This window comes from Rhizobium sp. TAL182, assembly GCF_002117725.1.
GTDB lineage: Bacteria > Pseudomonadota > Alphaproteobacteria > Rhizobiales > Rhizobiaceae > Rhizobium > Rhizobium esperanzae.
Window position 1 is genome coordinate 1,678,216 of sequence record NZ_CP021024.1, and the last position, 20,930, is coordinate 1,699,145.

At 59.9% G+C, this 20,930-nt stretch carries 22 protein-coding genes and 1 pseudogene; 12 read left to right on the forward strand and 11 right to left on the reverse strand.

Annotated features, from left to right (window positions below; genetic code table 11):
• Positions 1-43: 43 nt before the first annotated feature.
• Both Tal182_RS08430 and Tal182_RS08435 read right to left on the reverse strand, forming a co-directional pair.
• A complete protein-coding gene (locus Tal182_RS08430) occupies positions 44-1,285 on the reverse strand; it encodes a GNAT family N-acetyltransferase (RefSeq protein WP_085859147.1) in 1,242 nt (413 codons plus the stop codon).
• A gap of 118 nt (positions 1,286-1,403) precedes the next feature.
• On the reverse strand, positions 1,404-1,613 hold the full coding sequence (locus Tal182_RS08435) for a DUF2842 domain-containing protein (protein WP_003573983.1): 210 nt from the start codon (positions 1,611-1,613) through the stop codon (positions 1,404-1,406).
• Between the two features lie 115 nt (positions 1,614-1,728).
• Here Tal182_RS08435 and Tal182_RS08440 point away from each other — a divergent pair, with 115 nt between their 5' ends.
• Positions 1,729-2,832, forward strand: coding sequence for a COX15/CtaA family protein (locus Tal182_RS08440; protein ID WP_085859148.1), 1,104 nt, complete (start codon positions 1,729-1,731; stop codon positions 2,830-2,832).
• 22 nt (positions 2,833-2,854) lie between these two features.
• Here Tal182_RS08440 and Tal182_RS08445 read toward each other — a convergent pair whose 3' ends face one another.
• From Tal182_RS08445 to Tal182_RS08475, 7 genes are all read right to left on the reverse strand, one after another.
• Positions 2,855-3,646 carry a sulfite exporter TauE/SafE family protein gene (locus Tal182_RS08445; RefSeq protein ID WP_064810094.1) on the reverse strand — a complete coding sequence of 264 codons (792 nt, stop codon included), beginning with the start codon at positions 3,644-3,646 and terminating at the stop codon, positions 2,855-2,857.
• Positions 3,647-3,650: 4 nt separating this feature from the next.
• A complete protein-coding gene (gene argC, locus Tal182_RS08450; protein ID WP_064810095.1) occupies positions 3,651-4,583 on the reverse strand; it encodes an N-acetyl-gamma-glutamyl-phosphate reductase in 933 nt (310 codons plus the stop codon).
• 60 nt (positions 4,584-4,643) lie between these two features.
• Positions 4,644-5,606 (reverse strand): agmatinase, encoded by a 963-nt coding sequence (speB, locus tag Tal182_RS08455; protein WP_085859149.1) that lies wholly within the window; start codon positions 5,604-5,606, stop codon positions 4,644-4,646.
• A gap of 356 nt (positions 5,607-5,962) precedes the next feature.
• On the reverse strand, positions 5,963-7,048 hold the full coding sequence (gene cml, locus Tal182_RS08460) for a CmlA/FloR family chloramphenicol efflux MFS transporter (protein WP_245344834.1): 1,086 nt from the start codon (positions 7,046-7,048) through the stop codon (positions 5,963-5,965).
• Between the two features lie 308 nt (positions 7,049-7,356).
• The gene (gene rpsI, locus Tal182_RS08465) at positions 7,357-7,824 is read right to left on the reverse strand and encodes a 30S ribosomal protein S9 (RefSeq protein WP_009995734.1); all 468 of its coding nucleotides are present in this window, start codon (positions 7,822-7,824) and stop codon (positions 7,357-7,359) included.
• Positions 7,825-7,826: 2 nt separating this feature from the next.
• Positions 7,827-8,291: a 50S ribosomal protein L13 gene (gene rplM / locus Tal182_RS08470; RefSeq protein ID WP_064810098.1), complete on the reverse strand. Its 465-nt coding sequence runs from the start codon at positions 8,289-8,291 to the stop codon at positions 7,827-7,829.
• A gap of 317 nt (positions 8,292-8,608) precedes the next feature.
• Positions 8,609-9,508 carry a LysR family transcriptional regulator gene (locus Tal182_RS08475; protein WP_170965867.1) on the reverse strand — a complete coding sequence of 300 codons (900 nt, stop codon included), beginning with the start codon at positions 9,506-9,508 and terminating at the stop codon, positions 8,609-8,611.
• A 72-nt stretch (positions 9,509-9,580) separates the two neighbouring features.
• On the opposite strand from Tal182_RS08475, the gene Tal182_RS08480 reads away from it, so the two are divergent.
• Together Tal182_RS08480 and Tal182_RS08485 are read left to right on the forward strand one after the other, a co-directional pair.
• Positions 9,581-9,811: a DUF1127 domain-containing protein gene (locus Tal182_RS08480; protein ID WP_085860887.1), complete on the forward strand. Its 231-nt coding sequence runs from the start codon at positions 9,581-9,583 to the stop codon at positions 9,809-9,811.
• 94 nt (positions 9,812-9,905) lie between these two features.
• Positions 9,906-10,733: an enoyl-CoA hydratase gene (locus tag Tal182_RS08485; RefSeq protein WP_085859150.1), complete on the forward strand. Its 828-nt coding sequence runs from the start codon at positions 9,906-9,908 to the stop codon at positions 10,731-10,733.
• Here the strand turns inward: Tal182_RS08485 and Tal182_RS08490 are convergent, their stop codons facing one another.
• Together Tal182_RS08490 and Tal182_RS08495 are read right to left on the reverse strand one after the other, a co-directional pair.
• Positions 10,734-11,570, reverse strand: a complete 837-nt coding sequence (locus Tal182_RS08490; RefSeq protein ID WP_064811673.1) for an EamA family transporter — start codon at positions 11,568-11,570, stop codon at positions 10,734-10,736.
• A 473-nt stretch (positions 11,571-12,043) separates the two neighbouring features.
• Positions 12,044-12,367, reverse strand: coding sequence for a hypothetical protein (locus Tal182_RS08495; protein ID WP_085859151.1), 324 nt, complete (start codon positions 12,365-12,367; stop codon positions 12,044-12,046).
• 114 nt (positions 12,368-12,481) lie between these two features.
• Here Tal182_RS08495 and Tal182_RS08500 point away from each other — a divergent pair, with 114 nt between their 5' ends.
• The 9 genes and pseudogenes from Tal182_RS08500 (at position 12,482) to Tal182_RS08540 (ending at position 20,876) form a co-directional block, all read left to right on the forward strand.
• Positions 12,482-12,910, forward strand: a complete 429-nt coding sequence (locus Tal182_RS08500) for a CoA-binding protein (RefSeq protein WP_085859152.1) — start codon at positions 12,482-12,484, stop codon at positions 12,908-12,910.
• Positions 12,911-13,029: 119 nt separating this feature from the next.
• The gene (locus tag Tal182_RS08505; RefSeq protein ID WP_064801785.1) at positions 13,030-14,313 is read left to right on the forward strand and encodes an O-acetylhomoserine aminocarboxypropyltransferase; all 1,284 of its coding nucleotides are present in this window, start codon (positions 13,030-13,032) and stop codon (positions 14,311-14,313) included.
• A gap of 1,049 nt (positions 14,314-15,362) precedes the next feature.
• A complete protein-coding gene (locus tag Tal182_RS08510) occupies positions 15,363-15,557 on the forward strand; it encodes a hypothetical protein (protein ID WP_064801787.1) in 195 nt (64 codons plus the stop codon).
• Positions 15,558-15,657: 100 nt separating this feature from the next.
• Positions 15,658-15,882 (forward strand): hypothetical protein, encoded by a 225-nt coding sequence (locus Tal182_RS08515; protein WP_064801789.1) that lies wholly within the window; start codon positions 15,658-15,660, stop codon positions 15,880-15,882.
• Between the two features lie 284 nt (positions 15,883-16,166).
• Positions 16,167-16,856 (forward strand): AAA family ATPase, encoded by a 690-nt coding sequence (locus tag Tal182_RS08520; RefSeq protein WP_245344836.1) that lies wholly within the window; start codon positions 16,167-16,169, stop codon positions 16,854-16,856.
• A 54-nt stretch (positions 16,857-16,910) separates the two neighbouring features.
• Positions 16,911-17,307, forward strand: a pseudogene (locus tag Tal182_RS08525) (VOC family protein).
• A 284-nt stretch (positions 17,308-17,591) separates the two neighbouring features.
• A complete protein-coding gene (locus tag Tal182_RS08530) occupies positions 17,592-17,903 on the forward strand; it encodes a DUF982 domain-containing protein (protein ID WP_085859153.1) in 312 nt (103 codons plus the stop codon).
• A gap of 257 nt (positions 17,904-18,160) precedes the next feature.
• Positions 18,161-18,514, forward strand: a complete 354-nt coding sequence (locus Tal182_RS08535; RefSeq protein ID WP_085860889.1) for a cupin domain-containing protein — start codon at positions 18,161-18,163, stop codon at positions 18,512-18,514.
• Positions 18,515-18,746: 232 nt separating this feature from the next.
• Positions 18,747-20,876, forward strand: coding sequence for a bifunctional diguanylate cyclase/phosphodiesterase (locus Tal182_RS08540; RefSeq protein WP_085859154.1), 2,130 nt, complete (start codon positions 18,747-18,749; stop codon positions 20,874-20,876).
• The last annotated feature ends 54 nt before the right edge of the window (positions 20,877-20,930 follow it).

The following is a 20,930-nucleotide window of genomic DNA, read 5'->3' on the forward strand; positions in this document are numbered from 1 at the left end:
GCAGCGGTTTTGCGAAGAACGACATGCGCAAGACAAAGAACGCTCAGCCGATCCGTGCGCGGATGTTCTGGGCGAATTTATAGAGCTTCGGGCGCGCCTTGATATGCGCCTTGCCCCGGGTAACGATCCGGTGTGCCGCGCCGGCGGCAAGGCCAAATGGCGAAACCGGCAGCACCACGTCGTAATGAGCGGTCTCGACCGGCGCCCAGGATCGTTTGTAGGTCTGATCGCCAAGGCCAAAATCGAATAGCGCGACGCCGCTGCCGTGCAGTCCCGAAATGATTTGCCAATAGAGGAATTCGCCGGGGCTCGTATCGGGCACAAGATCTTCATCGATCGCCCCGAACTGGCAGATGACGTGATCGCCCTTGCGCGAAATGCCCGAGATGGCAGCGATCCGGTCCTTGTTCTCGCCCTTCAGCCGCAGCGCATGCATCTGCAGACCGAAATACTGTCTTGCATCATCCCGCTTGTCGATGAGGCCGTGCAGGAAGGTCTGCGTTTCCCGATCGGCGAAGACGTCGGGCAGGCCAAGGCTCGCGAAGCGGATACTCTTCAGGTGGAAGAAGATATCGAGCAGGCGGTGCTGTTCTTCCGATGTTTCCGGGATGACATATTCGACGCCGCCTGCCACCTCCAGGCGCCTTGATTGAACGCGGAATTTCTTACGCCGGCTCTTGGTGTTGATCTGCTTCAGCGTCTCCTCGAAATTGGAGAGGAACGGCAATTGATAGGCGTGGTTCTGGTTCTGCACCGTCGGCAGTCCGGTGAGCGGGGTCGGCCGCCCTCGCCATTCCAGCGGAAGGTTTTGCAGCAGCAGCAGATCGGCATGGCCCTTCAAGGCCTGCCGAAGCTGCCCCGCGAACTTCTCCGCGTCGATGCTGCCGCCGCTTTCGGCAAAATTGCCGGAAAACAGGCCTGTGTTGATATTGCTGTGATCGGCAGCGATGAACTTGGCGACGGCCAATCCGCGGGATCTGACGATCTCGATCGGCAGAATGAAGGCTGTCTCCCCGGCATAGGCGCCTTTGAGGATCGCCAGCGGCCGCCGAAAGGCGTTGACCCAGGCGGCGCACCAATCATAGCTCTGATGAAGCGAGTGGAGGTCGTCAGTCTCCAGAGCCCGCCAATCATCCTCCAGCGGCTGCATCGCGTCGAATACCGAGATGTCAATTTTTGCCATGGCAAGTTTCATGCTCACCTGGCGTAGGCGTGAAATCGCCACATCGGCCAGCGCGTCATCGCCTGACGGCTGTTCATCAACATCGAGCTTTTGCGTCTGCACGGGAACTCTCCGGTCAAAATGCTGAACGGGAAGGTAGGTGTGCGGGACGTATATTTGGTTTAAGCGCCGCTTCTCAGCGAGGTTTTCCGCCGATCACGGTTATTCGGCCGTTAATGGCCTATTGCTGCCGCGGTCCGGCCATCCACTTGATGATCACCATTGCCGGCAATACCCAAAGCAGGCCGGTCAGCAGGAAGTAGAGCAGGTGCCCCCACCAGGGGGCGTTGCCGAGCGTCGCCACCGCGATCGTGTTCGCCACCAGCGCATAGACGAGCACAAGCACGATGATAAGGATCGTGCCGATGAATTTGCGGAGACGGACGGGCATTGTTTATCTCTTGTCTGAGGTAGCGCGAAGCGGCGCGACGGCATGCCGCAAAGCTTCGGGGCTTGTTTTGCATGAGCCGGTGGGGCAAATCAACTGCCGGATAGAAGGAGACATCATGGCCGTCGCGAACCCCACCATGGAACAGGCGATCCTGAGCGAAGTACGCAAGCAGAACCGCAACCGCCGCGCCTTGCGGCTATGGCTCGGCGTCGTGCTTTTGGCGCTCTTCTGTCTTGTGCTCGTCGGAGGGGCAACGCGGCTGACCAATTCCGGCCTGTCGATCACCGAGTGGAAGCCGATCCATGGCGTCATCCCGCCGCTGTCGGCCGCGGAATGGGAAGAGGAGTTCCGCCTCTACCAGCGCATTCCCGAATTTCAGCAATTGAACAGTTCCATGACCGTCGACGAGTTCAAGGGTATCTTCTGGTGGGAATGGGCGCACCGGCTAATCGCCCGCGGCATCGGCGTGATCTTCGCGCTGCCGCTCCTTTTTTTCTGGCTGACGGGGCGGATCGAGAAACGCCTGCGCTGGCCGCTCGTCGGCATCCTGGCGCTCGGCGGCCTGCAGGGTTTCATCGGCTGGTGGATGGTATCGTCAGGGCTGTCGGCCCGCACGGACGTCAGTCAGTACCGGCTGGCAACGCATCTCGTCATGGCCTGCCTGATCTTTGCCGGCTGCATGTGGATCATGCGCGGGCTGTCGCCGCACTCCAACGATCCGGCGCCGGCACGCAGCTCGCGCGGCTTCGCTGCCGCCATCGCTGTTTTCGCGCTGTTCCAGATCTATCTCGGTGCCCTGGTGGCGGGACTCGATGCCGGTTTTTCCTATAATACCTGGCCACTGATGGATGGCGCCGTCATCCCCTCAGATCTGCTCATTCAGCAACCCTTCTGGATCAATGCCTTCGAGAACCCGAAGACAGTGCAGTTCATCCACCGCATCGGCGCATATACGCTCTTCGTGCTGACCTTGATCAACATGGTGATCGCCCTTCGCGCCGCACCCTGGACCACCCATGCCCGCCGCGCCGTCCTGCTTTTCGCGCTGGTGACCGTTCAGGCGGCGATCGGCATTGCCACGCTGCTGATGCAGGTGCCGCTTCACTGGGGGCTGCTGCATCAGGCCGGCGCGCTTGTTGTATTCGGTTTCGCCGTCGCCAACTGGCGTGGCTTTCACGGTGAATACCCGCACGAGACGATGATCACCGAACGCGATTGAAAGCGGGAGGCCTTCATTCGTTCTAACGCAGCACGCCGTCGAGCAGCGGCATACCGATGATGGCAGCCGCCGCGATCAGCACATAGCAGGCGATCCGGAAGGTCCGTTCCTCGGCAAGCCCGAACAATTTCGAGCCGCCATAGAGACCCAGCGCATAACTCGGCAGGACGACGACGGTGAGCGCGAAGACGGCGGGCACGAACAGTCCGCCGATATAATAGCTGATGGCGCTGAACACCGACGAGATCGAGAAATACAGCACGACATTCGCTCTGACACGCGCGAAGTCGGTCTTGCCGCCGAGCCAATAGGCGACGACAGGCGGCCCGCCGAGCTGCGCGGCGCCGCTGAAAAGTCCGGCGATCAGGCCGACGCCGCTGCTGAGCGGCGCTGACGGCGCGCCGTGGTAGCGCCATCCCGATACGAGAAGCGCGAGCAGAGAGATGGCGATGATCGTGATGCTCCAGCGCAGCAGCGTCGGGTCGAGCAGCGCCAGTAGCGCCGTGCCGGCCGGGACGCCGAGTGCCGCACCGGCCGCCATGACGAAGACTTCGGACCGGTTGGCGTCGCGCCAGGCGGGTGGGATCATCCCCAGCGTGGCGATGCCGTCGATGACGAGCAGGATCGGCGAGACCAGCTTCGGCCCGACGATGGCGCCGCCGAGCGGGACGAAGATCAACGCTGCGCCGAAACCGGAAAAGCCGCGGGCTAGCCCGGCGATAAAGGCAAAAGCCATCAGCGCATAGATGCCGTGATCGGGCAGGGCGGCGGCAAACCAGGCCTGCCCGTCGGAGACAAGCGCATCCAGCGTCATGGCGTCAGGAGGCGAGCATCAGGTCCATGTTCTGCACGGCCGCACCCGAGGCGCCCTTGCCGAGATTGTCGAGCAGCGCCACCAGATTGACCTGGGAACCGCCCGGCGTGCCGAAGACGAAGAGCTTCATCGTGTCCTTGCCTTCGAGTTCGACGGCATTGACGCGGGCAAGCACCTTGCTGTCGGAAAGCGGCACGACGGTGACGATATCCTGTCCGGCATAATGCGCGACGAGGGCGGCATGAATGCTTTCCATCGTCGTGCCCTCGGCGAGATTGTCGAGATGCAGCGGCACCTGCACGATCATGCCCTGCGCGAACTTGCCGACCGATGGCGAGAAAATCGGTGCGCGGTCGAGCAGGCCGTGCACGGTCATTTCGGGCACATGTTTGTGAGTGAGCGGCAGGCCATAAAGGAAATGCGGCGCGGTGATCGCATCCGGATGATCCGGGTTTTCCATCTGCGCGATCATCTGCTTGCCGCCGCCGGTATAACCGGAGACTGCGTTGACCGTCACCGGATAGCCATCCGGCAGAATTCCGGCGGCGCGAAGCGGCCGGATAAGGCCGATCGCGCCCGTGGGATAGCAGCCGGGGTTCGAGACGAAGCGGGCGGAAGCGATTTTCTCGGCCTGCTCTTTGTCCATTTCGGCAAAGCCGTAGGCCCAGCCGGGATTGACGCGGAAGGCCGTCGAGGTGTCGATAACGCGGACGTTGTTGTTGGCCGAAACCATCTGAACTGCTTCCTTCGACGCGTCGTCGGGCAGGCACAGGATGGCGATATCGGCGCCGTTCAGCATATCTTCGCGCATGGCGGCATTGCGCCGCTCGGCTTCAGGAATGGACAGAAGCTCGACATCGCGGCGGCCGGCCATGCGCGTGCGGATCTGCAGACCCGTTGTGCCGTGTTCGCCATCGATGAAGATTTTCGGTGCCATGTTGACCTGCGCTTTCAATGGGTTCTGAGGATTTCCGGATTCAATTTGAACAATGATAAATCAGCCTTGTGACACCGCAATGGCGCGTCGCTCGGCATGAAGGCCAAGCATATACATTGCCACCGTTGCCCCCGCAATGGCGGTGATATCGGCATGATCGTAGGGCGGCGACACTTCGACCACGTCGGCGCCGCGGACATCGAGTTGGTGCAGACGCTGCAGCACCGAGAGGATTTTGGCGCTCGATGGTCCGCCGGCAACCGGCGTGCCGGTACCTGGCGCAAAGGCCGGATCCAGGCAATCGATATCGAAGGTGAGATAGGCAGGGGCGCCGCGCGTATGAGAGATGATTGCCGAGGCGATGTCGCCGGCATTCATGTCTTCGACCTGATGACCATAGAGAATATTGATGCCGCAATCCTCCGGCGCATGGGTGCGGATGCCGATCTGGATCGAGCGGTCAGGATCGATGATGCCCTCGCGCACGGCTCGCGCCACGAAGGAGCCATGGTCGATACGCCGCTCTTCGTCGAACCAGGTATCCTGGTGAGCGTCGAACTGCACGAGTGCGAGAGGCCCGTGTTTTGCCGCATGGGCTTTCAGCAGCGGCCATGTGACGTAGTGATCGCCGCCGAGCGTCAGCAGAAAGGCGCCGCTGTCGAGGATCGTGTTCGCCTGGCGTTCGATGGCACCAGGTGTGTCCTGATGATTGCCGTAGTCGAGCAGACAATCGCCATAGTCGATCACCGCCATGTCGGCAAACAGGTCCCGGTTGAAGGGATATTGCGCATCATTGTCGAAAATCGCCGAGGCGCGCCGGATCGCCTGCGGGCCGAAGCGCGTGCCCGGCCTGTTCGATGTGGCGGCGTCGAAGGGAATGCCCCAAACGGCGACATCGACGCCGGTAAGTTCTTTGGTGAAGCGGCGGCGCATGAAGGACAGCGCACCGGCAAAGGTGGGATCGCTGGCGGCCGAAGTGAGGCTGGTCGCCATGAAGGCATGATCAATGGTCTTGTTCGCCAAGGGGGGCTCCTTCTCTGTGGGCGCTAACGTAGTCGCGTTCGATGTCGACCTTATTTCGATGTCGACCTTATATTGCCAGGCCACCGATCACGACCAAACCGCCTGATGGCGTCCGCCCGATCTTGCCCCGAAAGGAACTGATGTTTCCTTTCGGGGCAGGTAAGGGGTAGGCGAGGTGCGCCGAGATTTCAAGCGATGCCTCGCTTGACGGCCGCTCTGCGTTTTAAGCTGCCGCCATTCCGTGGCAAATTCTCAGACCGCCTTGCGCGCCAGCTGGCGCAATCCCGCCAGCGTTATCAGCGCTGCCGCGCCGGTATAGGCTGCGAGCGGCCAGGTCGTGTCGCCGTCGAGCAGAATCACGAACAATGTGCCTGCAACAGCGACCAGCAGGCTTTCGACGCAGAAGTAGAGCGCCACGGCTGTTCCCGCGGTATTGCCGAAAGCAGCAAGCGCACCATTGGCCGTGACGGCTGTCGCAAAGACAATGCCGATCGCGATGATCCACATCGGCAGGATGAGGCCGATAAGCGGTGCCCGCGGAAACATCTCTCCTGTGCCAAGCATGACTGCGCCGACAAGCAGCATCGCCATGCCTCTTGCGAGACTGCCTGCGATGCCCAGCGTGTGACGAAGCGGCTGGCAAAGCGCGCTGTCACGATCATCACCAACGCCACCGAGGCAAAGATGAAGCTGAAGGTGATGCCGGAAAAGCCGGCCCGATCGATCAGGATGCGGGGTGCGGTCGAGAAGAAGACGAAGAAGGCTCCCATCGCCGCGCTGAAGCCGGTCGTGTAGATCCAGAAGGAAAAGCTCGCGAGGATCGGGCGTATGGCAATGCTTGTCGCCGTCGTAGCGGGGCAGGTTTCATGCCACCGCATGCCGGCATTGAGAATTGCGACGGTCGACAGCAGGCCGATGACGAGAAAGATGGCTCGCCACCCATAATGGTCGGCAATCACCGCGCCGACGATTGGCCCGAACGCAGGCACAAGCGATAGCAGGGACCCGAGCAGGCTATAGATCACGCTGCTTTCCGGCCGTTCGGCGTAGACGTCGCGCACTGTTGCGAAGGTGGCGACAAGAGCCGCCGAGGCGCCGATCGCCTGCAACAATCGCAAGGCCACGAAGAGGAGGGCGGATGAGGCCCCGGCAAGCAGAAAGGACGCAAAGGCAAAGAGTGCCGCCCCGCCGAGCAGCACGGGCCGTCGCCCGACGATATCGGAGATCGGACCAAAGACAATCTGGCCGACACCGAGCACAAGCATGTAGAGGCTGAGGGTCAACTGGATGACTTCAGGCGAGGTGCCGAGCGCCTGGGGCATCGTCGGTACGACCGGTAGATAGATGTCCATGGCAAGCGACGCCAGGATGTCGAAAGGAGCCATCAGCAACAAGCTTGCCGGCACGGAGTAATTCCACGACGGAATTTTCGGGTAAGACATGAGTAAGATCCGCTCAAATGATTTTCATTCGGCGGCGATCTGTCATTCATCAGTATCGGATTTGCTGGGACAGATGCCGCAACAACAGCGCAAAGTTGTTGCGGCTTAGTCGTCTGCGGACTTGGTTGTTCCCATGATGCGACCTTGATTGCGGCTCCGCTCGTTCGCGAAGCGGTTTGTCGGATTTCTACCAGCAGAACCGGAGTGCGGCAATGGCGACCGGCGAGGCGATGCCGGGATTCATCGAACGCCAAAACAAAAAGGCCGGGTTTCCCCGGCCTTCGTAAATTCCCGTCTGTCCGAAGCGATTAACGCTTGGAGAACTGGAACGAGCGGCGGGCCTTCGCCTTGCCGTACTTCTTGCGTTCGACGACGCGGCTGTCGCGGGTCAGGAAGCCGCCCTTCTTCAGCACCGAGCGCAGGCCCGGCTCGAAGTAGGTCAGCGCCTTGGACAGGCCGTGGCGAACGGCGCCGGCCTGGCCGGAGAGGCCGCCGCCGGCAACGGTTGCTACGATGTCGAACTGGCCGTCACGGGCAGCCGCGACGATCGGCTGGCGCAGGATCATCTGCAGTACCGGACGGGCGAAATATTCCGCGAATTCCTTGCCGTTGACGATGATCTTGCCGGAGCCCGGCTTGACCCAGACTCGGGCGACGGCGTTCTTGCGCTTGCCGGTCGCGTAGGAGCGGCCGAGCGAATCGACCTTGCGGACGTGGGCCGGAGCAGCAGCTTCGGAAGCCGTGCCGAGATCCTTCAGGGAGGAGAGGTCAGCCATGATCAGGCGCTCCTTACGTTCTTTTTGTTGAGCGCGGCAACGTCGAGGGTGACCGGCTGCTGGGCTTCATGGGGATGGTTGGAGCCGGCGTAGACGCGCAGGTTCTTCATCTGGCGACGGCCGAGCGGGCCGCGCGGAACCATGCGTTCGACGGCCTTTTCGAGGACGCGCTCCGGGAAGCGGCCTTCGATGATCTGGCGTGCGGTGCGTTCCTTGATGCCGCCGGCATAACCGGTGTGCCAGTAATAGACCTTGTCGGAGTACTTCTTGCCGGTGAAAACGACCTTGTCGGCATTGATGACGATGACGTTGTCGCCGTCGTCAACGTGGGGCGTGAAGGTTGCCTTGTGCTTGCCGCGCAGGCGCATAGCGATGATGGAAGCGAGACGGCCAACGACCAGCCCTTCGGCGTCGATGATCACCCACTTCTTCTCCACCTCTGCCGGCTTCTGTGAGAAGGTTGCCATAGTGAATACTCTCTTTTAGGACCCTTGGCCCGAGGGCTTTAAGGGCGTTTCTTGTTGCTTGGATTGGCAGGCGCAAGACATGCCAAAAAGAAAGCAGCCCGGAAGGCTGCGTTCTGGCGCGGTGTATAAAGGGAATGTGACATCGGGTCAATATCGACATTTTTGACGATCTGAAAAAAATAATAATAAAAACAGCAACTTATTGGTGCGGTATTATAATACCTCAAATTTGCCGGATCTCAGGAGGGCGCGTTTCGCCCTTCTAGCGCTGCCGCGACCTGGATTGGGACGCGCCGGGGCCACGGTCCAGAGCGCTCCTAATCCTTGAACTCCCGTAGGCATTTCATCATTTCCCGAAGGCCGCGTGTCAGATGTTTGTCCCGGCGCAGAACCATGCCGAGGCGGCGCGTAAGCTTTGGTTTCAGCGAAGATGTCGTCACGAGACCGGCACGGTCGCGCTTTAGCGCAAGCCCCGGCAGGATCGACCAGCCGAGCCCCACTGCCACCAGTTCCTTGATCGCCTCGACGCTGCCGAACTCCATCGCGGGGCGGGTCCTGATATCAGGAGCGCCCAGCCAGGCGTCGATTCCCCGTCTGGTATTGCCTCCCTCATAAAGCAGCAGCGTCCTGTCGCGCATGAAGGCAGCGTCCGGTCCGCCTTCGGGCACGAGGCTGCCGACGGGAGCAACCGCCAGCAACTCCTCCTCGTAGAACGGTTCGATCTCGAAGTTTCGTCCCGAGGCCGGCAGAGCGACGACGGCGATGTCGAGACTGTTGGCCTCCAGATCGCGCAGAATGTCGTCGGCATTGCCGATATGGACGGTGATTTCGAGGCCGGGCATGGATTTCTTGGCGGCGGCGATGGCGCGCGGGAGCAGGTGGATCGAGGCGGTGCCGCCGCTGCCGATGCGCACGCGGCCGCTGGCGCCATCCCTGTGCGGCAGCATCGCCTCTTCCGCCGCGGCCGCTTGCTGAAGCAGACGCCTTGCATGCGAAAGCAGGTCGAGGCCTGCCGCGGTCGGTTGCGCTCGCCGTCCGACGCGCTCAATCAGCCTGACGCCGAGCAGCTGTTCGAGCCCCTTGATCTGCAGGCTGACGGCCGGCTGCGTCACGCCTTCCTTGTCGGCCGCAGCCGTAAAGCTCCCCAGGTCGGCGACATTGATGAAGGTTGCGAGCTGATCGAGATTGAGGAGCATGCCAAAGAAATCCTTATGCATATGATAATATCCATAAGCTTCTTTCGCTGCACCTTCCAGCGCATCTTTCGTCCATCGGGAAAGGATGAAGAGATGACCGTGGAATTCGACGAAATCTTGGAGATACCGCTCAGCGCCCTTCGGCTGAAATGTCGTGAGACGGCGCGTTGGGGCAGGCGGCTGCTGTCGGTCATCGAGTGCCGGCTCAAAAAGCGTCGCAGCCGCCGCAAACTGTCGGAACTCACCGATGACGAGCTTCGCGATATCGGTCTGACCCGTGCACAGGCGACGGCCGAGATATCGAAATCGTGGTTCTGGTCCTAATGACGCCGTGGCGGGGAGGGCGGATCCTGCTCGAAATTATCTGTGCCTTGTGGCAGAACAGCTGTGTGGAAATCCAAGCGCAGGGAGCAGCATCATGGCCGAAATCGTATCCTTCCGAAGGGACGCGGAGAGGGCGGACGGATTGTTGCTCCGTTCGCTGCGCGATGGCGTGCTGCGGCTTGTGCTCAACGACCCGCCGGCCAACGCACTTTCAATCGCGCTTCTCGAGGCGCTGATGGCCGAGCTCGAAAAGGCGGGATCGGACGCGGATGTGCGCGTCGTCGTCATCGCCTCGACCGGCTCCGTCTTTTCCGCCGGCCATGACCTCAAGGAGCTCACCGCCCATCGCGTCGACGAAGACCAAGGCGCTGTGTTCTTCGAGAAAAGCTTCCGACTCTGCGCCGATCTGATGCTGAGGATCACGCATCTGCCGAAACCCGTCATCGCCGAGATCGACGGGCTTGCAACCGCTGCCGGCTGTCAACTCGTTGCCTCCTGTGATCTGGCGATCTGCACGGACACGTCGACGTTCTGCACGCCGGGCGTCAATATCGGCCTGTTCTGTTCGACGCCGATGGTGGCGGTAACCCGTGCCGCCCATCGCAAGCAGGCGATGGAGATGCTTCTGACCGGCGAGACGATCGATGCTTCGACCGCCAAGGATTTCGGCCTCGTCAACCGCATCGTGCCGAAGCAGTATCTGGCGCAGGTCGTTTCCAAATATGCGGCGGTGATTGCCGGCAAATCGCCATTGACCTTGAAGATCGGCAAGGAGGCCTTCTATCGGCAGCTCGAACTGCCGGTGGAGGCTGCCTATGACTATGCCTCCAAGGTGATGGTGGAGAACATGCTCACGCGGGATGCGCAGGAGGGCATCGGCGCCTTTCTCGGCAAGCGCAAGCCGGAGTGGAAAGGCGAATGATCAGGCGAGTTTCAGAACCAGCACGCCGATCGCGATGACGACGCCGGCGACGTAACGCCAGATGCCGGCTTTTTCCTTGAAGACGGCAACCGAGAGCACCAGCGCAAACAGGATCGCAGTTTCCCGCAGTGCGGCAACGGTCGCCACCGGCGCCTTCGTCATCGCCCAAAGTGCCAGTCCGTAGGATGCAATCGATCCCGCGCCGCCGATCAGGCCGCGCCACCAATTGCGGCGAACGTGATGCAACACCGTCAGGCTACCGCGCTGCGACGCCGCCCAGGCAAACAGCAGTATCGGCGGCAGCAGCGACATCCACAACGTATAGGAAACCGCATTGCCTGAAAGACGCGCGCCGATGCCGTCGACATAAGTGTAGCTGGCGATGACGAAAGCATTGGCAATGGAGAAGGCGACCGCATGGCCGCTGCTGCGCCGAGCCTCCAGGGCGAGCGTCAGGACGCCGGCTGAAATCGTCATGATCCCGGCAAGAGCGGCGGCGGAAAGATGTTCGCGCAGGACGACACCGCTTGTCGCGGCGACCAGCAGCGGCGCGCAACCACGCATCAGCGGATAGACGAGGCCGATATCACCGGCTCGGTAGGCGGCGGCAACCAGCTGGAAATAGGCGAACTGCAGGATGGCCGAGGCGCCGATGAACGGCCAGGCTGCACTTTGCGGCAACGGCAGAAATGCCAGAAACGGCAACGCGGACACTGCGCCGCCGGCCGAAATCAACGCCGCATCCAGGGATTTATCGCTTCCCGCTTTGACGATCGCGTTCCATGTCGCATGCAGCAGTGCACCGAACAGAACGAGCAGGATGACGTCGAGAGGCAAGGGATAAATCCGGTGCTGCGGAGGAAGGCGAACCGCCTCGCCCCGACGGGGCAGAATTGTGGAAAGACAACTGATATTTGCACGAAAATGCATTGCCGCGGTCGCGGATGCGTTTTCGGGTCCAATACCATCCTTTCAATATGCAAACAATGTCGGGGTCCGACGACAAGTTTTACGTGCGCGCGATATGCGTTCAATCCACGCGATCTTCTCAACTATGAGATGCTTCTAATGGACGAGAGAACACATCGTGATCTTATGGGGAACCGAAGGAGAAAACGACTGGGGGAAATCCCGAGCTGTTCTTTCTATGCTGCTGAAATACAGATATTATTCTATAACTTTGACATAGGCGAAAAAAGAAGCTTTAGATTGTATATTCTCGGAGAAATCGCAGCGCGCGATTGAACTCTAAGCCTGTTTGCAAGCGCGAAAGGCAAACGGCGCCTGCAGGGCGCGCGGCGGCGGCGACGTCAGAGCTGATGAAGCGGAACGAAGAGCATCCCGTCAAGGTTGTCTATGCTCTGGCAATTCAGAACCGGGCAGCGGGGATCATCCTTTGCCGGGATATGAGTCCATTCCGCATAATCGGTTGCGTCGCAATAATTGCTGTTGCGGACGTAGCGATCATAAAGCGGCAGCCCGCGGGGAGATTGGTAGCGGAAGATGACGGCGCCCTGATTGTGGATGGCCGCCCGCACGTTGGCGCAGCTCATGGTGAGCGGATTGTAGCGCGAGATCGCCGCTGCCGGTGATGCGGCGAGCACAAGCATGACGGCAAGAGCAATTTTTCTCACTGAATCATCCTCAGGGCCATTCAACTCCTATATACGCAGAACGCGTGCAGCCGGTTTGCCGAAATGAAAAAATGCCGGCGGACTCAAAGGCATTCTCGGAATGGAGAAACGGATATGAATCACGACGCCTACACGGATGATTATCTCGCCGGAATCCTGCAGTCGGTAAAGACCATCGCGCTGACCGGTGCCTCGCCCAATCCGGCCCGGCCGAGCAACGGCGTCATGGGCTATCTGCTGTCGCGCGGCTATGAGGTCATACCCGTCAATCCGGGACAGGCGGGCAAACAGATCCAGGGCCGCACCGTCTACGCCCGGCTTGCCCACGTTCCGGTGCCGATCGATATGATCGATGTCTTTCGCGCCGCCGAATATCTCGATAGGGTTGTTGAGGAGGCGTTGGCGCTGAGGCCGTTGCCGAAGGTGATCTGGGCTCAGCTTGGCGTCCGCGACGATGCCGCGGCGGCAAAGGCGGAGGCTGCCGGCATTAAAGTGGTGATGAACCGCTGCCCGGCGATCGAATATCCTCGTCTCATTGCCTGAGCAGAGCTGCCCTGAGACGGATTTTCCACCGAACGCCCAAGGGTTGAAACGGATCGCGATTAACTTTCGTCGGCGACAAGCTATGATCCTGCCCGGTGAACAATAATTCGGAGGGCGACATGGCCAAGAACGATCCTGGATTCAACACCTTGGCGGTCCACGCAGGCGCACAGCCCGATCCGGCGACCGGCGCACGGGTGACGCCGATCTACCAGACGACCGCTTTCGTCTTTAACGATTCCGATCATGCCGCCGACCTCTTCGGCCTGCAGGCCTTCGGTAATATCTACACCCGCATCATGAACCCGACGCAGGCCGTGCTCGAGGAACGCGTCGCCGCGCTCGAGGGCGGCACGGCGGCCCTTGCCGTCGCCTCCGGCCATGCGGCGCAGATGATCGTCTTCCACACCATCATGCGCCCGGGCGAAAATTTCATCGCCGCCCGCAAACTCTATGGCGGCTCGATCAATCAGTTCGGCCATGCTTTCGAGAATTTCGGCTGGCAGGTGCGCTGGGCCGATTCTGCCGATCCGGCGAGCTTCGAAAGCCAGATCGACGACAAGACCCGCGGCATCTTTATCGAAAGCCTTGCTAATCCGGGCGGTACCTTCGTCGATATCGCCGCCATTGCCGACGTCGCGCATCGTCACGGCCTGCCGCTGATCGTCGACAATACGATGGCAACACCCTATCTCATCCGTCCGATCGAACACGGCGCCGATATCGTCGTGCATTCGCTGACAAAATTTCTCGGCGGCCACGGCAATTCCATGGGCGGCCTTATCGTCGACGGCGGCACCTTTGACTGGTCGAAGTCAGGCAATTACCCGATGCTGTCGAGCCCGCGACCGGAGTATAACGGCATGGTGCTGCACGCGACTTTTGGCAATTTCGCCTTCGCAATCGCTGCCCGCGTGCTCGGCCTGCGCGACCTCGGTCCTGCGATTTCGCCCTTCAATGCCTTCCTGATTCTGACCGGCATCGAGACCCTGCCGCTCAGAATGCAGCGCCACAGCGACAATGCCATCGCTGTCGCCCGGTGGCTGAAGGCGCACAGCAAGATCGCCTGGGTGAATTATGCCGGCCTCGAAGACGATCCGAACCATGCCCTGCAGCAGCGTTATTCGCCGAAGGGCGCAGGCTCCGTCTTCACCTTCGGCGTCAGGGGCGGTTATGAGGCTGGCAAGACGCTGGTCGAAGGACTTGAGCTCTTCTCCCATCTTGCCAATGTCGGCGACACCCGCTCGCTCGTCATTCATCCGGCCTCGACGACGCACCGGCAGCTGAACGATGAGCAGAAGATCGCGGCCGGTGCCGGACCCGATGTGGTGCGCCTTTCCATCGGTATCGAGGACGTCAAGGACATCATCGCCGATCTCGAACAGGCGCTCTCCAAGATCTAGTGTAGTTCGTCACATACCTCTGACACCTACGTCCGCCTCTGAATTGAGATTACGCCGGCCAGGGAAGGAGCAGACATAATTATTGCAGTGGAAGACGACGGGGCAGGCTGCCCGCCCGACCCTGGCGACGGGGTCGGATCGAAAGTCGTCAAGCTGATCGCGGCAGTTCGACGGCGTGGTAATAAGGCACCCTTCGGACAAGGGATGTCGTGTCGAAGTCAGGCTGAGGTCGTCGCCTCGAGGCTGACGGCGTCTTGGGGTTTCTGACGCGTCGCCTCGCTCCCCATCGGGCCGCGTGAAGCCCGCCCTTTGTTGTCAACAGTAGGAGGGTGGTAGAAGGGCATCACAAAACACCGCTGCCTGCACGCTCGCAAGCTGATCGTAGGATAGGCTTTCAGGCTCAAAGCTCATGGCAGTCCTCCTTCGTGATACGAAGGAAACAGCGAACAGATAATTTGGTTCGCGATGGGGATTTAGATCCGAGAAGCCATGGCCGGAAGGCGTACCGCCATCATGAAGGTAGGTCCCGACAGCTTCTGGAAGGGCAGCGCAGGAGCGGAACACCGCCCCTGTTGTGCCGGTTAGCCACACAAGCGTTGGCGCTACACGCGCTATCGTTCGTGTAGGGCCTTCGAAATACCTGCCCAATAACGGCCCTGTCGCTACGTCGGTCCCGCCAGCGGGCCTCGACGATAGGTTGGATGAACGTACATCATTTATTACTTCGCATCTGCGGTAATTATCATACGATTTAAAACGCTAAATAAATACAAAAATCAGTTGCTTACTCGAAATTTCTCGACTAGGTTTTTTTACAGGGGAACTCCGAAATAACCGGCTCTCGCCGACGATACTCCGTGGTCTGCTGACCTCGCTTGAGGGGAGGATGATGACGTTGCTTGTCCGACTTCGTTTCTTCGCAATGGTGCAGCGAATGCGTGATCTCGTCTCGATCCGATACCGACCTACGACGGCAATCTGACGCGTCGTAAATCCTTTGTTCCGCTTTTCTAAGATGGTGCTCCCGTATGGCGCGCCCGGGGTTTGTTATGCAAAAGCAAGCTGTCGTATTCAATGGTCAGGAAGTCGGGATCGCGGTCCCTGTCGAAAACCGCCTCAAATTCATCGCTGTCCGCTTCAACGTCATCGACCTGGACAACAGGCTCTTCGACACGGTTACCGAAATCCGGCGCGCCATTACAGAGCATCTCGCGTCCAGCGGTCGCGCGATCGCCTCTCACTGAATGGCAGGAGATATTCTTCAACGCCACGGCACAACTGGGACTGCAGGCTCACTTATGAAACCCTGCAAAGCTGCCTTTTCAACTTGTGAGGAGATGAGGAATGTTGATCACGAGCGTCCAAGAAACAGAATGGGCCGTGCTCTCGCTGTCCGTTCAATCTTGGTTTAGGCACTACAAGGCCAAACCGGACGACAAAACATCGGAAATAATCTGCAGCGCGGCAATCGACCTTTTCAATCGCGGCCATCGCACCCAGGAGGAACTCACCAGTATATTAATCGCGCGGTTCCCCCTGATCGCGCCGGCGCCCGCAGCCTTCCATTAATCGATCCGAGGCAATGGGAACATCTCGCATCTCAGCGCACTCGAAATCCGATACGAGGCCAGCAACAAAGTCTAATAGGCAATAGATGGCGCTTCTCTGATTGGCGGAGTTAGGTCACGCGCCTTGTTCGTATTTCGGCGGTCGCCTCAGTTCTTGACCGAGGCGATCTGGGCATGGTCCCTTATGAAGTAGCTGGCCTCCAGCGCCTGCTCACGTGACGATGGTGTCGCGGTAGTCCCAGAGTTCGCGCAATAGCCTTGCGACCTAAGACGACGGCGCGCTCGATGAACGATCTAAGGCGTTTCGCCTTTGAAGTGCCGCGCCCGTTGAAGAGGCGGCCCTCGCCAACCTTCGGGGCGGACGTCGTAATGTCGGCCCGACGACCTTTGGAGTACGACCGCCGCCACCTTTTGCTGACCGCGGTGGATGGAGCAATCATGCCTCTCGTCATTCTCACCGGTGCATCTGGGGCCGGGAAAACGACAATTGCCGAAGCTGTTGAGCGGCTGCATGGGCAAGAGATCGACGTCATTTACAAAGACCGCATCGGCGTTCCGCCCGTCCAGGAGATGGTTCATCAATTCGGCTCTGTCGAAGGATGGCAGAGAGCGGCCATTTTCGGATGGATGGCTCGACTGTCGCCGCTCCTGACAAAGGGGCGCAGCGTCCTGTTTGAGGGCCAGGCGCGCTTTTCCTTTCTGGCCGAAGCTGCCGAACGTGCCGGGATCGGATCGCATTCCTGTATCCTGATCGATTGCGACGACGACACCAGAGCCAGCCGCCTTTCCATTGATCGAGGTCAGCCGGAGTTGGCAAATCCGGATATGATGAATTGGGCCGCCTTCCTACGGCATGAAGCAGCGGCATACGGATGCGAAATTCTCGACACGTCGAACTTGACGCTGGAACAGGGGGTTGAACGAGTTCTTCGGCGAATTGCGGCGGCAGCGTGTTTGATCCGGACCAGGCTTTGAAGTTTGGCCGTTCCAGTGCGGCGTTCGTCCGCTTCTTCTGGTAAAAAGCATAAAATTCGCGCAGAGGGAGGCCCAGTTGAACCTGACTTGGAGTTGTTTGTCCAAACGCCTCAGACATCGATTGATTTCTACCGGCGAGTCCTGGGTTTTGAAGTCGAGGGCTCGGCGCAGGGAATATACGATGTTGAGAAATGGCGACGCCGTCATCGCGATCAATTCCCAAAGCGTCCTTTCCAGCGATCATCCGTTACGCGGCGAAATCGGCAACAGGGTCGGCCTCGGCGTCGAGATCGTCCTGAAGGTCGCTGATGTCGAGGATGCCTATCGCAAGGCGGAAGAGAGCGGGTGGCCACTTTCCGCCCTCGCCACGCAGCCCTGGGGATTGCGCGACTTTCGCCTTGTCGATCCCGACGGCTACTATGTCAGAGTGACCAGCACCCATACGAACTGACCGGTCCGTCATGGCGGCAATGGGCTTCGTGCCAAACACGCTGTGGCTCCGCCGCGGCCACCAGTTGCAAATTCGGTCGTATCAGTTGCTGCCCTGTCATCAATGCGACACATGTCGCCGTAGCTCAGAGCGCGCGGACATCAGGTCCCTGAGCCCTTTCTTTAGTTTCTGCTACTTCGCGTTGGAGCGGTTTTATCGCTCAGTTTTCAATTCCAAATTTCAGGAAACAAGCGTATGTTGCGCGGTTAGGATTGCAGTAATCATGCCTTGAGGGTTCGGGGACAATGTGCTGGAATACATCATCGGCATTCACGCCGGTCGCGCTTGCTTTGCGCGGTCCGGGAACGCGCAAGATCGTCCGGACGCTCGGCGATGCGGCGCATCTCCTGATTAACGACTGGCCTTCCGACGACGGCGAGGAATACGTCGCTGCCGTAAAAGCCTGTGTCGATGCAATTACCGGGAAAATTAGCCCGGAACGATTCCGCGAGGCGCTTCTGCTTGCAGCCGATGAAGCGGGTATCGCTGCTCTGACAATTGTCCCCGTCGGAGTGACAGAGCGGCGACCGGACCTGCGCTCGGCCGCGCCAAGATAGCCCCTATTTCAAGCGGCTCCTATCAGCGTGGCATTGCGTCAGATACTGCCGCGGTCAAGGCAGGCAAAATTCTCACAAAGTGAAAGCACTGCCGTCAATTCTAACCGCTATCTTCACAAATGTCGCTCAAGGTGACGGGAGAAGAGGCTCCGTTTCCAAGCGCGGTCAATGCCCTGTGCGACGAGAGACAAATTGCAAAGATTTCAAACAATCGCGCGCAGACGTTTGCTGCGAAGGACACTGACGCCGGAGGGTTCATGATGGTTGCGGCGAATTTCATCACCTTCAACATCGATGGAGTCGAACCCGAGTTCGGCGCGCCGGAGCCCGCTCGAATCATCTCCGGCGATCCGCAATTTCGCACCTGGAATCTGGAGGAGGGCGACGGCGGCCTCTATTCCGGGATCTGGGAGGCGACACCCGGCAAGTGGCGGATCGTCTACGAGGAGTGGGAATATTTCAGCCTGCTATCAGGCCATTCGATCGTCACGGAGGACGGCGGTGAGCCGGTGCATCTGAAGGCGGGCGACCGGATGATCTTGAGGCCGGGCTTCAAGGGAACCTGGGAAGTCGTTGAAACGACTCGCAAGGACTATGTGATCAAGGTCTGAACAGCGGCTGCGAGCCGGCTTTGGCGGTGGCGGTCTGTCCCGGTTTGCGGCGATTATTGTGCGTTTCCCCCAAAATAACCGCTTCTCTTTCGCGGGTAGAAGGCATTTGATCTTTCCCATTAATGGGACCTACATCGTCAAATGCTAGACCTTATCTGCAGCGCATTGCGGACATGATGTCTCCTGCCGTCACCATAGACATGGCCTCACAGTTCATCTTTTCGGGATTGGCATGTCGTCGAATTTTGCGGGTAGGCACGTTCGAACCCAAACGTCTTCCATCATTGCAACAACCGTTTTCTTCCTCGTCGTCGCGCTCGTCTTGACCGGCCTCATGGCGCATGTCGTCGCCACGATGACGCGGTCGGCGAACGAAATCGACGATGCCAGGGCCATTCGCGCCTCCCGCGCGGCGATCGCAGCCTTTGTCAGCCGCCTGAGCGCAACGACGACTGATAACGCCGTATGGGATGATGCCTATAAGGCGATCGCATCTCCCGCCGCCGCGGATTGGGCTTATGAGAACTGGGGTAAAACCAGCGAGGATTATCCGCTCTACGACGGCGCCATCGTGACCGGTCCCGACCGCTCGTCGATCGTCTCCGCCTATGCCAAAGGCAAGCCCTTCCAGCCGAGTGCCTTTTTCGGCGAAGCTTTCTACCGGCAGATCAATACGGCCACCGATTTCGGACAGGCGCCGGTGGTCAATTTCATCAAGACGGAAACGGGCATCGCGCTCATCGCGTCACAGCCGATCCAGCCGTATCAAGCGGAAGGCGAGCTTCCGACGAAGCTCAGCGTGCTAAGCTTCTATAAGGAGTTCAACTCGGACGTTCTCAGCACGCTTTCGAACGAACACGAACTCGAGGGCTTGCGCCTTGCCGCCGCGCCCGAACCGGGCCTGCTGAACACACCGATCACGGATATGAAGGGTGGCGTCATCGGCCAGCTCGTCTGGCCGAGCAAAGCGCCAGGCAGCGCCGTGTTCCGGCAGGTCTATCCTTTCGTTGCAGCCGCCATCATCATCCTCGTCCTGTTCCTGGCCGGCGTTCTGCTGGTGGGCGCAGCCGAAGCGCGGCGTCTTCGTCAACTGGCGCAAGCAGCGATTTTCGAAGCGAACCACGATAGCCTGAGCGGTCTCCTGAACAGGCATGGGCTTCTCGCCCTGCTGGAAGACTTGGAAGGCTCGGAGCTTTCGCCGCCTCGGCTTTACCTGGTCGATCTCGATGGTTTCAAGGCGGTCAATGACGCCTGGGGGCACGCGGTCGGGGATGAACTTATCCGGATCGTCTCGAACGCGCTGATCGCCTGCCATCCCGAAGTCGTTGCCGTGGCCCGGTTGGGGGGCGACGAGTTCGCTCTGGTCCAGGTCGGAACCGCCGAGCGACAGGAGATAGAGGATACGATTCTGGCGCTGTTTGCCGAACCTTTCAAAATCGACGGACGAACGATCGAGGTCGGTGCGAGCATCGGCGCTGCTGCACGTGACGCAGACATCGAGCCTCTGGAGCTTTTGCGCAGGGCTGATATGGCGCTCTATCGCGCCAAGGAAAATGGCAGAGGCCGGGCAATCGAATACGACCCCGAGCTGGATCGGGAGCGCCAAAGGGTCGCCGAACTGGAAACTCTGTTGAAAAACGCCATCGGCAATGGTGCGATCGAAGCTGTTTTCCAACCTCTCGTTTCTGCGACGACGGGCGTGGTGACCGGTCTTGAAGCGCTGGCCCGCTGGCGGACCGCGACAGGAAATATCAGTCCGGAGATTTTCATTCCGCTTGCCGAAAGATGCGGCCTCATCGATGCGCTCGGCGGTCACATGTTGAAAACATCGATCGAGCACGCCAAGAACTGGCCCGGTCTGGCGTTGTCCGTCAACGTTTCGCCGGTCCAGCTCTGCAATCCGGAATTCGCCGCCGAAGTGATCTCCCTCCTGCAGGACCTCGATTTCGATCCGAGGCGCTTGACATTGGAAATCACCGAAGGCGTCCTCATGACCAATCCGGATCAGGCGCGTCGATCGATAGATCACCTCAAGCAGGTCGGTATCAAATTCGCGCTCGACGACTTCGGCTGCGGCTATGCAAGCATTGGCGCATTGCGGCAGTTCGGCTTTGATCGGATGAAAATCGACCGCTCGCTGGTGTCTGCTCTCGACCAAGCCTCGAATGGTGCCGATGTTCTCAAGGCGACCATCTCCTTGGCGACCGCGCTGCAGATTCCCGTCACCGCGGAAGGCATCGAGAATATCCGCCAGGCAACGATCTTGCGGGAGGCCGGCTGCGACCAGCTGCAAGGCTATTTGCTCGGAAAACCCATGTCGGCGCTCGACATATCGAGCAAGCTTCAAGAACAGGCAGCGTAATGCCGCGAGATCGCGCCAGCACGCTGCGCAGAGCTTCCGCGGATCCGCCGTCCT

Coding starts and splice junctions, on each gene's coding strand:
- Tal182_RS08440 (WP_085859148.1), top strand. CDS start 1,729: ATGGCCGTCGCGAACCCCACCATGGAACAGGCGATCCTGAGCGAAGTA.
- cml (WP_245344834.1), bottom strand. CDS start 7,048: ATGTCTTACCCGAAAATTCCGTCGTGGAATTACTCCGTGCCGGCAAGC.
- Tal182_RS08535 (WP_085860889.1), top strand. CDS start 18,161: ATGATGGTTGCGGCGAATTTCATCACCTTCAACATCGATGGAGTCGAA.
- rpsI (WP_009995734.1), bottom strand. CDS start 7,824: ATGGCTGACCTCTCCTCCCTGAAGGATCTCGGCACGGCTTCCGAAGCT.
- Tal182_RS08485 (WP_085859150.1), top strand. CDS start 9,906: ATGGCCGAAATCGTATCCTTCCGAAGGGACGCGGAGAGGGCGGACGGA.
- Tal182_RS08445 (WP_064810094.1), bottom strand. CDS start 3,646: ATGACGCTGGATGCGCTTGTCTCCGACGGGCAGGCCTGGTTTGCCGCC.
- Tal182_RS08530 (WP_085859153.1), top strand. CDS start 17,592: ATGTGCTGGAATACATCATCGGCATTCACGCCGGTCGCGCTTGCTTTG.
- rplM (WP_064810098.1), bottom strand. CDS start 8,291: ATGGCAACCTTCTCACAGAAGCCGGCAGAGGTGGAGAAGAAGTGGGTG.
- Tal182_RS08510 (WP_064801787.1), top strand. CDS start 15,363: ATGCAAAAGCAAGCTGTCGTATTCAATGGTCAGGAAGTCGGGATCGCG.
- argC (WP_064810095.1), bottom strand. CDS start 4,583: ATGGCACCGAAAATCTTCATCGATGGCGAACACGGCACAACGGGTCTG.
- Tal182_RS08480 (WP_085860887.1), top strand. CDS start 9,581: ATGACCGTGGAATTCGACGAAATCTTGGAGATACCGCTCAGCGCCCTT.
- Tal182_RS08500 (WP_085859152.1), top strand. CDS start 12,482: ATGAATCACGACGCCTACACGGATGATTATCTCGCCGGAATCCTGCAG.
- Tal182_RS08520 (WP_245344836.1), top strand. CDS start 16,167: ATGAACGATCTAAGGCGTTTCGCCTTTGAAGTGCCGCGCCCGTTGAAG.
- Tal182_RS08475 (WP_170965867.1), bottom strand. CDS start 9,508: ATGCATAAGGATTTCTTTGGCATGCTCCTCAATCTCGATCAGCTCGCA.
- Tal182_RS08435 (WP_003573983.1), bottom strand. CDS start 1,613: ATGCCCGTCCGTCTCCGCAAATTCATCGGCACGATCCTTATCATCGTG.
- Tal182_RS08540 (WP_085859154.1), top strand. CDS start 18,747: ATGTCGTCGAATTTTGCGGGTAGGCACGTTCGAACCCAAACGTCTTCC.
- Tal182_RS08505 (WP_064801785.1), top strand. CDS start 13,030: ATGGCCAAGAACGATCCTGGATTCAACACCTTGGCGGTCCACGCAGGC.
- Tal182_RS08515 (WP_064801789.1), top strand. CDS start 15,658: ATGTTGATCACGAGCGTCCAAGAAACAGAATGGGCCGTGCTCTCGCTG.